This window comes from Mesorhizobium sp. ES1-4, from assembly GCF_020164745.1.
GTDB lineage: Bacteria > Pseudomonadota > Alphaproteobacteria > Rhizobiales > Rhizobiaceae > Mesorhizobium.
This window is the reverse complement of record NZ_JAIUGV010000010.1, coordinates 85,018-98,910: the sequence shown is the minus strand read 5'-3', so window position 1 is coordinate 98,910 and position 13,893 is coordinate 85,018. Positions and strand designations below refer to the sequence as shown.

Here is a 13,893-nt window from a genome sequence, read left to right as displayed (position 1 = left end):
TCCCTGCAGCGGCTCTTTATTTCCCTGGGGTCGGGCCGAACTCCGGTACGATGTGCGGGATGTCGTTGAGGCTGTATCCCAGCCCGTGCGTCAAACCGTAGAATATGCCCATCAGGATGGCCGTGACGACCGTCGTGCGGATCACGGCACGCAACATATGCGGCCCGCGCGGCGCGCTCGCAACCGTGCCCAGCGTCACGTCGTGATCGTCGTCCTGTGTCCTGATGCTGAACGGTAGAACGGCAAACAGCACCACCCACCAGGTCGCGAAAAACAGGGCGGTGAAAGAGACCCAGTTCATGATTGCTCCAGTTCGATCAGTGTGCCGAAGAAATCCTTCGGATGCAGGAACAACACCGGCTTGCCATGCGCGCCGGTCTTGGGATTGCCGTCGCCAAGCACGCGGGCTCCGGCGGCCATGAGCTGGTCGCGCGCGGCCAGGATGTCGTCGACCTCGTAGCACAGATGATGCATTCCGCCCGACGGGTTCTTCGCCAGGAACGGCGCGATCGGCGAACTCTCGCCAAGCGGCTCCAGCAATTCGATCTTGGTGTTGCCGACATTGACGAACACCACGGTGACGCCATGCTCCGGCAAGGCCTGCGGCTCGGTCACTTCGGCGCCGAGCGTGTTGCGATAAACAGCAACGGCAGCGGTCAGATCCGGCACCGCGAGCGCGACATGGTTCAGCCGTCCGAGCATGTCCGAGCGTTTTCTCCCAGGTCCATGTTGGCGTCATACGTCAAATCGACCGAGACCGACAGCCATTCGGAAGGCGCGCACTGTCGCACCTGGTCCAACCGACGACCTTGCATCGGCGATCACATGCCATTTCCAAGCCTGGACTCCGTCGAAATCGGCGAGGCCCGCCACCCTCACCTGGTGACGAAAACCGTCACCAGCGGTTTCTTGCCCCAGGCTTCGTTTGCCGCGCCGCGCACCGCCCGCCGCACCGCCTCCTGCACGAGGTCGAGGTCCCTGCGGCGCTGGCGCGGGATCGAATCGACCGCGCCGACGGCCGCATCGATCATCAGGTCCTCGAGCGTCTCGCCACGGCCATCGGCCTCAGCGACACCGATTGCGACCAGATCCGGGTCACCGGCCAGCTCATACTTTTCATCGAGCACGACATTGACCGCGACATGACCGGCAAAGGAAAGCTTGCGCCGGTCGCGAATACCCATCGCCTGGTCGCTGCCGATCAGATTGCCGTCCTTGTAGACGCGGCCGAACGGCACCTGGTCGATGATGGTGGCGGGGCCTGGCGCGAGCCGCAGCATGTCGCCGTCGCGCACCTGCGCCACCTGGCCGATGCCGGACGTCGACATCAGCGAGCCCTGCGCCACCAGATGCGCGGCCTCGCCATGAACGGGAACGCCGATCCGCGGACGCACCCATTCATACATCTTGCGCAGTTCGCTGCGCCGCGGGTGCCCGGAAACATGCACCAGCGCGTCGCCGTCCTCGATGATCTTGATGCCGAGATCGATGAGGCGGTTCTTGATTTCCAGGATCGCCTTCTCGTTGCCGGGAATGGTGCGCGAGGAAAAAACGACCGTGTCGCCCGCCGTCAGCGACACCGATTTCATCTCGTCGCGCGACAGTTTCGCCAGCGCCGCCAACGGCTCGCCCTGGCTGCCGGTGCAGATGATGACGAGGTTCTCGCGCGGGATGAAACCGAAATCCTCCTCGGCGATGAACTCCGGCAGCCCGTCCATGTAACCAAGCTCGTCAGCCACATCGATGACGCGCTTCAGCGAACGGCCGAGCACCAGGCACTGGCGGCCGGCATCGCGCGCCGCCCTGGCGATCGAGACGATACGTCCGACATTGGAGGAGAAGGTGGTGACGGCGACGCGGCCCTTGGCGGCCTGGATGACGCCTTTCAGGCCCTCGCCCACGGCCACTTCCGAAGGCGACTCGCCTTCGCGCAGCGCATTGGTCGAATCGCAGATCAGCGCCAGCACGCCCTTGTCGCCATAGGCGCGGAAGCGCGCCTCGTCGGTCTTGGGTCCGATCGTCGGCTCGGGGTCGATCTTCCAGTCGCCGGTATGAATGACGGTGCCGGCCGGCGAGGTGATCGCCAGCGACATCGGCTCGGGAATGGAATGCGCCACCGGTATGGCTTCGATCTCGAAGGGGCCGACCGTGAATTTTTCGCCCGCCCGGTAAACCGTCACCGGGATCTTCGGCGCGCCCTGCTCGCCCTGCCGTTTGGCTTCCAGCAGCCCGGCGCTGAACGGCGTCATCCAGACCGGCGCCTTCAGCTTCGGCCAGATGTCGAGCAACGCGCCGTAATGGTCCTCGTGCGCGTGGGTGATGATGATGCCGCGCAGATTGGCGAGGTTCTCCTCGATGAAGCGCGTGTCTGGCAGGATCAGGTCGACGCCCGGATGCGCCGCGTCGGGAAAGGTGACGCCGACGTCGATGACGATCCACTCGCGCGCGCTCGGCGGGCCATAGCCGTAGAGGGCGAAGTTCATGCCGATCTCGCCGACACCGCCGAGCGGCACGAAGACGAGTTCGGCGTTGTCCGCTTTCGCCATGATTTTTTCCTTCTGGCCCTCAGGCCAAGCCGTTAAAGCAATTCCGGCAAAACCGTCTAACGGTTTTCAGTCCGGTATTGCCCAAAAACAAAACTAAACCCGCGCGGACGCGACCGCGCCGAAATGCACATCGCCGGCGGCGACCGTCAAAACAGCCCCCTCATCGTCGCGGATCACGAAACGGCAGTCCTCGTCAATGGTTTCGAAGACGCCACGCACCACATTACCGTCAATTCTGACAGCAACTTCGCCGCCAAGGCCCGCGGCGCGGGCCAGCCAACGTTTCCTGATGGCGGCAAGGCCACGCCCTTCGTCCCAAAGGCGGGAGTTCTCGCTCCAGGCATCCGAGAGCGCTAGGAACAGGGTTTCGGCATCGCAGGCCGCACCCAGCGCATGAAGGGATGTCGCGGGATACGGCAAGTCCCGCGGGTGCGCCACCACGTTGACGCCGATGCCCACCGCCACCGCGAAACGGCCACCGTCGAGCATCGCTGATTCCAGGAGGATGCCGGCGAGTTTGGCCCCGGAGGCGAGCACGTCGTTCGGCCATTTCAGCTCGAAGCGGTTCTGTCCCTGGCTGGCGCCGTCGAGGCCGATCGCGATCCGGCCCTTCGGCACCACCGCGTCGAGCGCGTCGGCCAGCGCCAGTCCGGCGACAAAGCCGAGTGTCGCGGCGAGGCGAAGTTCGCCGCCGGTGATGAGGAGCAGCGTCGCCGCCAGGTTGCCTTCCGGCGTTGCCCAGGCACGGCCACGCCGGCCGCGCCCGCTTTCCTGCTTCTTGGAAACGACCCAGAGCTTTCCCGGGTCACCCGACCGGGCATGGTCCAGCGCCAGCGCGTTGGTGGAGCCGACACTGTCATGCGCCTCGAGCCGGAACCCTTCCGACGCCGAGGTTGGAGCCAGCCGAAATGCCATCCCGTCAGAAGAATGTCTTGGCGGCGGCTTCGGCATAGGTGCCGATCGGCCCGCCGATCAGCACGTAGAACAGCACGAAGGCGCCGGAGACGCCGAGCACGAGGCGCAATTCGCTGGCCATCGGCACAAACCCGCCGACCGGCTCATCGAACCACATGATCTTGATGATGCGCAGATAATAATAAGCGCCCACCACCGAAGCCAGCACGCCGATGATGGCCAGCGCGTAAAGGCCGGCGTTGATGGCGGCGAGGAAGACGTACCACTTCCCCCAGAAGCCGGCGAGCGGCGGGATGCCGGCCAGCGAGAACATCAGGATGGTCAGGATCGTCGCCATGATCGGGTTGGTCGACGACAGGCCCGCGAGATCGCTGATCTGTTCGACATTGCCATCCTTGCGCCGCATGGCGAGGATGAAGGCAAAGGTGCCGAGCGTCATCACCAGGTAGATCAGCATGTAAATGACGACGCCGCGTACGCCGGCCTGGCTGTTGGCGGCAAGGCCGACCAGCGCGTAGCCCATATGGCCGATCGAGGAATAGGCCATCAGCCGCTTGATGTTGGTCTGGCCGATTGCGGCGAAAGCGCCAAGCGCCATCGAGGCGATCGAGATGAAGACGATGATCTGCTGCCAGTCGGAAGCGATCGGCTTGAACGCGCCCATGGTGACGCGCACGATCAGCGCCATCGCGGCCATTTTCGGCGCCGCCGCCAGGAAGGCCGTCACCGGCGTCGGCGCGCCTTCATAGACGTCGGGCGTCCACATGTGGAACGGCACCGCCGAGATCTTGAAGGCAAGCCCGGCCAGCACGAAGACAAGGCCGAAGACGAGGCCAAGCTGGCGTTCGCCGCCGCCAAGCGCGGTCGCGATCTCCTGGAAGCCGGTGTTGCCGGTGTAGCCATAAACCAGGCTGATACCGTAGAGCAGCATGCCCGAGGACAAGGCCCCGAGGACGAAATATTTCAGGCCGGCCTCGGTCGAACGCAGATTGTCGCGGTTGATCGCCGCCAGCACATAGATCGCCAGCGACTGCAGTTCGAGGCCGAGATAAAGCCCGATCATGCCGTTGGCCGAGATCATCAGCATCATGCCGAGCGTGCAAAGCAGGATCAACACCGGATATTCGAACTTGTCGAAACGCTCCGCCTTGGCAAAGCGCATCGACATGACCAGCGTCACCGCCGAGCCGACCAGCGCCAGCACCTTCATGAACCGGGCGAAGGAATCCTGGACGAAGGCGTTGCCATAGGCGCTGCCCTGCCCTGCATGAAAGATAAGCCAGGCGCCGGCGATCACCAGCACGGCGACGGCGAGGCCGGTCACCGTATTGGCCGTGTTGGAACGCGAATACGCCCCGACCATCAGCAGCGCGAGCGCGCCGATGGCAAGGATCAGTTCGGGCGTCGACAGCGACAGGCTGGAGAGAAGGTCCGGCGTCATGGTTCGCAAAACCCCTGGGTCAGTTCGCCGCCGCGGTCTGCGCGGCGCCGATGGATGCAGTGACGTTGGTGACGAGCGACTTGACCGACTGGGCCGTCGCGTCGAAGACGGGGGCGGGATAGACGCCGAAGAAGATGACCAGCACGACCAGCGGATAGATGATCGCCTTCTCGCGGGTCGACAGATCGAGCAGCCCCTTAAGGCTGTCCTTGGTCAGCGCTCCGAAGATCACCCGGCGGTAGAGCCAGAGCGCGTAGGCGGCCGACAGGATGACGCCGGTCGCGGCGAAGAACGCCACCCAGGTGTTGACCCGGAACACGCCGAGCAGGGTCAGGAACTCGCCGATGAAGCCTGACGTGCCGGGCAGGCCGACATTGGCCATGGTGAAGATGAGGAAGACGGTGGCGTATTTCGGCATGTTGTTGACCAGGCCGCCATAGGCAGCGATCTCACGCGTGTGCATGCGGTCGTAGATGACGCCGACACACAGGAACAGCGCGCCCGAGACGAGGCCGTGGCTCAGCATCTGGAAGATCGCGCCCTGCACGCCTTCCTGGTTCATGGCGAAGATGCCCATGGTGACGAAGCCCATATGGGCGACCGACGAATAAGCAATCAGCTTTTTCATGTCCTCCTGCATCAGCGCCACCAGCGAGGTGTAGATGATGGCGACGACCGACAGCGTGAACACCAGCGGCGCGAACATCTCGGAGGCCAGCGGAAACATCGGGAGCGAGAATCGCAGGAAGCCGTATCCGCCCATTTTCAGCAGGATGCCGGCCAGGATGACGGAACCTGCCGTCGGCGCCTCGACGTGCGCGTCGGGAAGCCAGGTATGCACCGGCCACATCGGCATCTTCACCGCGAAGGACGCGAAGAAGGCGAGCCACAGCCAGGTCTGCATGTTGGCCGGGAAGCTGTGCGTCAAGAGCGTCGGGATGTCGGTGGTGCCGGACTGGTAGAACATCGCCATGATGGCGAGCAGCATCAGCACCGAGCCGGCCAGCGTATAAAGGAAGAATTTGAACGAGGCGTAGACGCGCCGCTTGCCGCCCCACACGCCGATGATGATGAACATCGGGATCAGGCCGGCCTCGAAGAAGACGTAGAACAACACGATGTCGAGCGCGCAGAACACGCCGATCATCAGCGTCTCGAGCAGCAGGAAGGCGATCATGTAGGCCTTGACGCGCTTTTCGATCGCTTCCCACGACGCCAGGATGCAAAGCGGCATCAGGAAGGTCGTCAGGATGACGAACAGCATGGAAATGCCATCGACGCCCATATGGTAGGAAATGCCGGAGTCGAGCCAGGCGACCTTTTCGACGAATTGGAAGCCGGCCTGCGAATTGTCGAAGCCGGCCCAGATGAACAGCGACACCAGGAAGGTGAATGCCGTGGTTATGAACGCGATGGCGCGGATGTTGCGGCGCGCGTTTTCGCTGTCATCGTTGATGAACAGGATCAGCAGCACACCAACCAGCGGCAGGAAGGTGACCAGCGAGAGGATTGGCCAGGCGGTCATCAGAGCATCATCCAGGTGACGAGTGCGGCAACGCCGATCAGCATGGCGAAGGCATAGTGGTAGAGGTAGCCGGTCTGCAGCTTGACGACGCGGTTGGTGACATCGACGACGCGCGCCGAAATGCCGTCAGGCCCCAGGCCATCGATGATGGTCCCGTCGCCGGTCTTCCACAGGAAGGAACCGAGACGCTTGGCCGGCCGCACGAACAGGAAGTCGTAAAGCTCGTCGAAATACCACTTGTTGAGCAGGAAGGCGTAGAGCCCGCGATGCTGCGCGGCGAGGTTGACCGGCATTTCCGGCGAGCGGATGTAGAACTTCCAGGCCAGAGCCAGGCCGATCAGCATGGCGATGAAGGGCGACAGTTCCACCCACAACGGCAATTCGTGGATTTCGTGCAGGATGTGGTTGTCCGGCAGCGTGAACAGCGACGCCTTCCAGAACTCGGCATAGCCTTCGCCGATGAAGGCGCCGTGGAAGATGATGCCGGCAAACAACGCGCCGGCCGCCAGCACGTAAAGCGGCCCGAGCATCACCGGCGGAGATTCATGAACGTGATGCATCACCTCGTGGCTTGCCCTCGGCTTGCCATGGAAGGTCATGAAGATCAGCCGCCAGGAATAGAAGGACGTGAAGCCCGCCGCGACCACAAGCAGCACGAAGGCGAGGCCCGCGACCGAATTGTGGCCGGCGAAGGAGGCCTCGATGATGGCGTCCTTGGAGAAGAAGCCGGCGGTGCCGATGACGGTCACCGGAATGCCGACGCCGGTCAGCGCCAGCGTGCCGATCACCATCATCCAGTAGGTGGTCGGGATCAGCTTCCTCAGACCGCCCATCTTGCGCATGTCCTGCTCGTCGGAGACCGCATGGATGACCGAGCCCGAGCCGAGGAACAGCAGCGCCTTGAAGAAGGCGTGCGTGAACAGATGGAAGATCGCCGCGCCATAGGCGCCGACGCCGAGCGCCACGAACATGTAGCCGAGCTGCGAGCAGGTCGAGTAGGCGATGACGCGCTTGATGTCGTTCTGGACGAGGCCGACCGTCGCCGCGAAGAAGGCGGTGAAGGCGCCGATGAAGGTCACCACTGTCAGCGCCGAATGCGACAGCTCGAACAACGGCGACAGCCGCGCCAGCATGAACACACCCGCCGTCACCATCGTGGCGGCATGGATGAGCGCCGACACCGGGGTCGGGCCTTCCATGGCGTCCGGCAGCCAGGTGTGCAGCGGCACCTGCGCCGACTTGCCCATGGCACCCATGAAGAGCAGCAGGCAGACGACGGTCATCGCCGCCTGCTTATCCAGGGCATGACCGAGGAAAGTGAGCACGGCCGCTCCCTGCGGTGCGCCTTCGGCCGGGATGAACGTCGCCGCATTGGCGAAGATGGTGCCGAGATTGACCGAGCCGAACAACACGAAGACGCCGAAAATGCCGAGCACGAAGCCGAAATCGCCGACGCGGTTGACGACGAAGGCCTTGATGGCGGCGGCATTGGCCGAGGGCTTCTTGTACCAGAAGCCGATCAGCAGGTAGGACGCGAGGCCCACCCCTTCCCAACCGAAGAACATCTGCACCAGGTTGTCCGCCGTCACCAGCATCAGCATGGCGAAGGTGAACAGCGACAGATAGGCAAAGAAGCGAGGCCGGTTCGGATCGTGATGCATGTAGCCGATCGAGTAGATGTGGACCAGCGCCGACACGGTGTTGACCACCACCAGCATCACCACCGTCAGCGTGTCGATCCGCAGCGCCCAGGAGGCGTCCAGGCCGCCGGACTGGATCCAGTGCAGCACCGGCACGGTGAACACCTCGCCATGACCGAAGCCGACGGAGAAGAAGGCGACCCATGACAGCACGGCCGCGATCACCAGGAAACCGGACGTGATGTATTCGGATGCCTTGGCACCGAGCGCGTTGCCGAACAGGCCTACGATCAGGAAGCCGAGCAGCGGAAGGAAGACGATCGCTTGATACATAGTCGCCCCGTCAACCCTTCATCATGTTCACGTCTTCGACCGCGATCGAGCCGCGGTTGCGGAAGAAGACGACGAGAATGGCAAGCCCGATCGCGGCCTCGGCCGCAGCGACCGTCAGCACGAACAGCGCGAACACCTGGCCGACCAGATCGCCGAGCGCCGCCGAGAAGGCGACGAAATTGATGTTGACCGCCAGCAGGATCAGCTCGACCGACATCAGGATGACGATGACGTTCTTGCGGTTCAGGAAGATGCCGAACACGCCAAGCGTGAACAGAACAGCCGATACGGTCAGATAATGTGCGATGCCGACGACCATCTCAGACTCCTTCGCCCGACTTGACCTTGCGGATTTCCATGCCGGTCGCCGCGGTGCGGCCGACCTGGGCTGCGATCGACTGCCGCTTGATCCCTTCCTTGTGGCGTAGCGTCAGCACAATGGCGCCGATCATGGCGACCAGCAGGATGAGGCCCGAAATCTGGAAGTAGTAGAGGTAGTCGGTATAGAGGATGTCGCCCAGCGCTGCCGTGTTCGAGCGCGCGGCGAGATCCGGAATGGGCTTCGCAACCGTCGAGGCGAGCTTCGGCGCGAAAGTGTAGCCGCCGAGCACGACGATCAGCTCCGCCGCCAGGATCAGCCCGACCAGCGCGCCGATCGGCGCGTATTGCAGGGCGCCGCTCTTCAGTTCCGCGAAGTCGACGTCGAGCATCATGACGACGAACAGGAACAGCACCATGACGGCGCCGACATAGACGACGAGCAGGATCATCGCCAGGAACTCGGCGCCGGTCAGCATGAACAGGCCGGCGGCGTTGAAGAAGGTCAGGATCAGGAACAGCACCGAATGCACGGGGTTGCGCGACGAAATGACCATGAACGCCGACGCCACGGCGACAAAGGCGAAGAGGTAGAAAAAGGCCGCCTCTAGTCCACTCAGCATTGGGGATCCCCCGGGTTCCTATTCCGACTCCGTCCCGACCCCGGTCCGAATTCGCGTGTTCCTTAGACGGGCGACGTTGCGCCGTCCACTTTCTTGTTTCTTCTCCCTTTTGCGGGGAGAAGGGCGCCAATCACCGATAGGGCGAGTCCAGCGAGATGTTGCGCGCCAGTTCGCGCTCCCACCGGTCGCCATTCGCCAGCAGCCTGTCCTTGTCGTAGTAGAGTTCCTCGCGCGTCTCCGTCGCGAACTCGAAATTCGGCCCCTCGACGATGGCGTCAACCGGACATGCTTCCTGGCAGAAGCCGCAATAGATGCACTTCACCATGTCGATATCGTAACGCACCGTGCGGCGCGTGCCGTCATTGCGGCGCGGGCCGGCCTCGATGGTGATCGCCTGCGCCGGGCAGATCGCCTCGCACAGCTTGCAGGCGATGCAGCGTTCTTCGCCATTGGGATAGCGGCGCAACGCATGCTCGCCGCGGAAGCGCGGGCTGACCGGCCCCTTCTCGTGCGGATAGTTGATCGTCTCCTTCGGCGCGAAGAACTGGCGCATCGACAGGAAGAAGGCGCTGACAAAATCCTGCAGCAGCAGCGATTTTGCGGCTTGGGACAGAGCGGACATCACGCAAACCCCGTGATCTTGAGGAAGGCCGCGGTGGCGACGACCATGAACAGCGAGATCGGCAGGAACACTTTCCAGCCCAGGCGCATCAACTGGTCGTAGCGGTAGCGCGGCACGAAGGCCTTTACCATCGAGATGCCGAAGAACACGAAGCAGACCTTCAGCACGAACCAGATCACGCCGGGCACCCAGGTGAAGGGCGCGAAGTCGAAGGGCGGCAGCCAGCCGCCGAGGAACAGAATGGTGGCCAGCGCGCACATCAGGACGATGGCGACATATTCGCCAAGGAAGAACAACAGGAACGGCGTCGACGAATATTCGACCATATGGCCGGCGACCAGCTCCGATTCGGCTTCGACGAGATCGAAAGGCGGCCGGTTCGTCTCGGCCAGGGCCGAGATGAAGAAGATGATGAACATCGGGAACAGCGCCAGCCAGTTCCAGTCGAGGAAGGTGTTGGGCAGGCCAAGCCGCGTACCCAGGCCGTCATGCTGCGACAGCACGATATCGCTGAGGTTGAGCGAGCCGGCGGTGAGCAGCACGGTGACGATGACGAAGCCGATCGAGACTTCGTAGGACACCATCTGCGCGGCCGAGCGCAGCGCGCCGAGGAACGGATATTTCGAATTGGACGCCCAGCCGCCCATGATCACGCCGTAGACCTCGAGCGAGGAGATGGCGAAGACGTAGAGGATGCCGACATTGACGTTGGCGATCGCCCAGCCCTCATTGACCGGGATCACCGCCCAGGCCGAGATCGCCAGCACGGCGGAGACCAGCGGCGCCAGCAGGAAGACGCCCTTGTTTGCACCGGACGGGATGACCGGCTCCTTGAAGACGAACTTCAACAGGTCGGCGAAGGCCTGCAGCGTGCCCCAGGGACCGACGACGTTCGGACCGCGGCGCAATTGCACCGCCGCCCAGATCTTGCGGTCGGCATAGAGGATGTAGGCGACGAAGATCAGAAGCACCACGATCAGCACGACTGACTTCAACAGGATCAGCAGCGCCGGCAGCACGTAGAAGGAGAAGAAGGTGTCCATGCTTATTCCGCCGCCTGCTTGAAGCCGCTCTTGGCCAATGCCGAGCATTCGGCCATCACGGCCGACGCGCGGGCGATCGGATTGGTCAGGTAGAAATCCTTGACCGGCGAGGTGAACGTGCCCTTGTTCAGCCGCCCGCCGAGCTTCGCGACCCTGGCGATATCCTCGGCGTTGCCGGCCGCCACCTGATCGATGCGGGCGAGATGCGGGTATTCGCCGTAGAGCTTGGCGCGCAGCTGCGGCAGCGAATCGAATGGCAGTTTCTTGCCCAGCACGTCGGACAGCGCCCTGAGGATAGCCCAATCCTCGCGCGCATCGCCTGGTGCGAAGCCGGCGCGGTTGGTCTGCTGCACGCGCCCCTCGGTGTTGACATAGGTGCCGGACTTTTCGGTATAGGCCGCCCCCGGCAGGATGACGTTGGCGCGGTGTGCGCCGGCGTCGCCATGCGTGCCGATATAGACGACGAAGGCGCCGCCGGTCTTGCCCATGTCGATCTCGTCGGCACCGAGCAGGAACAGCACATCCGTCTCGCCCAGCATCTCGGCAACGTTCTTGCCGCCCTCGCCCGGAACGAAACCGAGGTCGAGGCCGCCGACGCGCGCCGCTGCATTGTGCAGCACGGCAAAGCCGTTCCAGTCGGCGCGAGCGGCGTTCACGGCCGCGGCGAGCCTGGCCGCCTGGCCAAGCACGGCCGCGCCATCGGTGCGCGCCAGCGCGCCCTGGCCGACGATGATCAGGGGATGCGTCGCCTTCTTCAGCGTCTGAAAGAACTTGCCGTTGCCGTCCGCCAGGTCCTTCAGCGAGTCCGGCCCGGCGCCCAACTGTTCGTAGTCATAGCGCGTGTCGCCGATATCGCCGATAACGCCAACCGGCAGATTGCCGAGGCGCCAGCGCTTGCGGATGCGGGCATTGAGCACCGAGGCCTCGAAGCGCGGATTGGCGCCGATGATCAGCACCGCGTCGGCCTGCTCGATGCCTTCGATGGTCGGGTTGAAGATATAGCCGGCGCGCCCGAGCGCCGGATCGAGTGCAGCGCCATCCTGGCGGCAGTCGACGTTCTTCGAGCCGTGCGAAGCCATGAGCAGCTTCAGTGCGTAGATTTCCTCGACCGCCGCGAGATCGCCCGCGATCGCGCCGATCTTCTCGGGCGTCGTCTTCGACACCGCATCCTTGATCGCCGCGAACGCTTCGGCCCAGCTCGCCGGAACCAGTCTGCCGTCCTTGCGCACATAGGGACGATCGAGGCGCTGCGTGCGCAGGCCGTCCCAGATGAAGCGTGTCTTGTCGGAAATCCATTCCTCGTTCACGGCTTCATTGACGCGCGGCAGGATGCGCATCACTTCACGCCCGCGGCTATCGACGCGGATCGCCGAACCGACGGCATCCATCACGTCGATGGATTCGGTCTTGGTCAGTTCCCACGGCCGCGCCTGGAAGGCGAAGGGCTTGGAGGTCAGCGCGCCGACCGGGCAGAGATCGATGACATTGCCCTGCAACTCGGAGGTCATTGCCTGTTCGAGATAGGTGGTGATCTCGGCATCCTCGCCTCGGCCGATCAGGCCGAGTTCGGAAATGCCCGCAACCTCGGTGGTGAAGCGCACGCAGCGCGTGCAGTGGATGCAGCGGTTCATCACTGTCTTGACCAGCGGGCCGATATACTTGTCTTCCACCGCGCGCTTGTTCTCATGGTAGCGCGAGGAATCGACACCGAAGGCCATCGCCTGGTCCTGCAGGTCGCACTCGCCGCCCTGGTCGCAGATCGGGCAGTCCAGCGGATGGTTGATCAGCAGGAATTCCATCACGCCTTCCCGGGCCTTCTTGACCATCGGCGTGTTGGTGAAGATTTCCGGCGGCTCGCCGTTCGGACCGGGGCGCAGGTCGCGCACGCCCATGGCACAGGAGGCCTGCGGCTTGGGCGGCCCGCCCTTCACCTCGATCAGGCACATACGGCAATTGCCGGCGATCGACAGCCGCTCGTGGAAGCAGAAGCGCGGCACTTCCGCGCCCGCGTCCTCCGCCGCCTGCAGCAGCGTATAATGGTCGGGTACAGTGATTTCTTTCCCGTCGACCTTGAGCTTTGCCATTCGTCTCAAACCCCTGCGGATTTCCCGCAATCTCATTTTCCGGGCGCGGCTGACGCAGCGCCCGACATTTCTTTCACGCCTTGGCGGCCAGCGCCGCGGCCTGGGCAGTCCAGTCGTCACGGCCGATGCGGCCCTTGAACGACAGATAGTCGTCGACCCATGCGATCTCTTGCGGCGACCACGCGGCGATCTGGGCGAACGTCCAGATACCGAGCCCGTTCAGAACCGTCTCCAGCTTCGGACCGATGCCCGATATCGCCTTCAGATCCGAAGGCTCCGCCGGCCTGTCCATCGCCTTGGGCTGACGGAAATCCTCGGGCATCAGCACACCGGGAGCATCGCCCGTTGCCGGAGCGGCATTTGCGGCCGGCGCCGCAGTGGCGGCTTCCTTGGCGGCGATGTCCGTAACTTCCTGCGCGAAGGACTGTGCGTCGGCGATCATGGTCTTTGCCGTCGCCCGAGCCCTGGTGGACGACGAGTTCACGTCCTCGACCTGCTCGACGCGCGCCTCGAATTCCTCCAGCGGCTGCATGAGGCGCTGTGATGCCTCGACGGCTCCCGAAAGCGCGCCTATCCAGACGCCGAACGCGTGGTTGGCAAGTCCGATGCCAAGCGCCGACATCGTTACCGCCCCCGCGACAGGGTGTGCGAAAAGGTTGACGGCGCTGGCCATCTCCTTCGGCATCATCCTGGTCAGGTCCCGGTTCATCTTCTCGATCTGTTCCAAATTGGGCATCAATGGGTAAGCTGTCGAATAAGGCGCCATAGAGTTCTCCTGGTCGTTTCTTAGTTCGCCCCGCCCC

At 63.6% G+C, this 13,893-nt stretch carries 13 protein-coding genes; all 13 read right to left on the bottom strand.

Translation table 11 applies throughout. The annotated features are described in order from the left end of the window. Nucleotides 1-16: 16 nt before the first annotated feature. The 13 genes from LB556_RS20305 to LB556_RS20245 all read right to left on the bottom strand — a co-directional run bounded on the left by LB556_RS20305 (nucleotide 17) and on the right by LB556_RS20245 (nucleotide 13,856). Nucleotides 17-301: a DUF1467 family protein gene (locus tag LB556_RS20305; RefSeq protein ID WP_224569514.1), complete on the bottom strand. Its 285-nt coding sequence runs from the start codon at nucleotides 299-301 to the stop codon at nucleotides 17-19. After that, complete coding sequence (mce, locus tag LB556_RS20300) at nucleotides 298-702, bottom strand: methylmalonyl-CoA epimerase (protein WP_224569513.1); 405 nt, start codon at nucleotides 700-702, stop codon at nucleotides 298-300. The genes LB556_RS20305 and mce overlap by 4 nt, the downstream gene beginning before the upstream one ends. Before the next feature lie 173 nt (nucleotides 703-875). After that, nucleotides 876-2,546 carry a ribonuclease J gene (locus LB556_RS20295; protein WP_224569512.1) on the bottom strand — a complete coding sequence of 557 codons (1,671 nt, stop codon included), beginning with the start codon at nucleotides 2,544-2,546 and terminating at the stop codon, nucleotides 876-878. A 93-nt stretch (nucleotides 2,547-2,639) separates the two neighbouring features. Next, nucleotides 2,640-3,461, bottom strand: a complete 822-nt coding sequence (locus LB556_RS20290) for a biotin--[acetyl-CoA-carboxylase] ligase (protein WP_224569511.1) — start codon at nucleotides 3,459-3,461, stop codon at nucleotides 2,640-2,642. A 4-nt stretch (nucleotides 3,462-3,465) separates the two neighbouring features. Further along, entirely contained in the window at nucleotides 3,466-4,902 is a 1,437-nt protein-coding gene (gene nuoN / locus LB556_RS20285; RefSeq protein WP_224569510.1) for an NADH-quinone oxidoreductase subunit NuoN, read from the bottom strand. A 19-nt stretch (nucleotides 4,903-4,921) separates the two neighbouring features. Then, a complete protein-coding gene (locus LB556_RS20280) occupies nucleotides 4,922-6,427 on the bottom strand; it encodes an NADH-quinone oxidoreductase subunit M (protein ID WP_224569509.1) in 1,506 nt (501 codons plus the stop codon). Beyond that, nucleotides 6,427-8,400 carry an NADH-quinone oxidoreductase subunit L gene (gene nuoL / locus LB556_RS20275; protein WP_224569508.1) on the bottom strand — a complete coding sequence of 658 codons (1,974 nt, stop codon included), beginning with the start codon at nucleotides 8,398-8,400 and terminating at the stop codon, nucleotides 6,427-6,429. Before nuoL ends, LB556_RS20280 begins: the two co-directional genes overlap by 1 nt. A 10-nt stretch (nucleotides 8,401-8,410) precedes the next feature. Beyond that, entirely contained in the window at nucleotides 8,411-8,719 is a 309-nt protein-coding gene (nuoK, locus tag LB556_RS20270) for an NADH-quinone oxidoreductase subunit NuoK (RefSeq protein WP_010910101.1), read from the bottom strand. Nucleotide 8,720: 1 nt separating this feature from the next. Beyond that, nucleotides 8,721-9,341 carry an NADH-quinone oxidoreductase subunit J gene (locus LB556_RS20265; RefSeq protein WP_224569507.1) on the bottom strand — a complete coding sequence of 207 codons (621 nt, stop codon included), beginning with the start codon at nucleotides 9,339-9,341 and terminating at the stop codon, nucleotides 8,721-8,723. A gap of 130 nt (nucleotides 9,342-9,471) precedes the next feature. After that, nucleotides 9,472-9,963, bottom strand: coding sequence for an NADH-quinone oxidoreductase subunit NuoI (nuoI, locus tag LB556_RS20260; RefSeq protein WP_023763316.1), 492 nt, complete (start codon nucleotides 9,961-9,963; stop codon nucleotides 9,472-9,474). After that, the gene (nuoH, locus tag LB556_RS20255; protein ID WP_224569506.1) at nucleotides 9,963-11,006 is read right to left on the bottom strand and encodes an NADH-quinone oxidoreductase subunit NuoH; all 1,044 of its coding nucleotides are present in this window, start codon (nucleotides 11,004-11,006) and stop codon (nucleotides 9,963-9,965) included. The genes nuoI and nuoH overlap by 1 nt, the downstream gene beginning before the upstream one ends. A gap of 2 nt (nucleotides 11,007-11,008) precedes the next feature. Further along, nucleotides 11,009-13,090 (bottom strand): NADH-quinone oxidoreductase subunit NuoG, encoded by a 2,082-nt coding sequence (nuoG, locus tag LB556_RS20250; RefSeq protein WP_224569505.1) that lies wholly within the window; start codon nucleotides 13,088-13,090, stop codon nucleotides 11,009-11,011. Nucleotides 13,091-13,163: 73 nt separating this feature from the next. Next, entirely contained in the window at nucleotides 13,164-13,856 is a 693-nt protein-coding gene (locus LB556_RS20245; RefSeq protein ID WP_224569504.1) for an NADH-ubiquinone dehydrogenase, read from the bottom strand. Nucleotides 13,857-13,893: the final 37 nt, after the last annotated feature.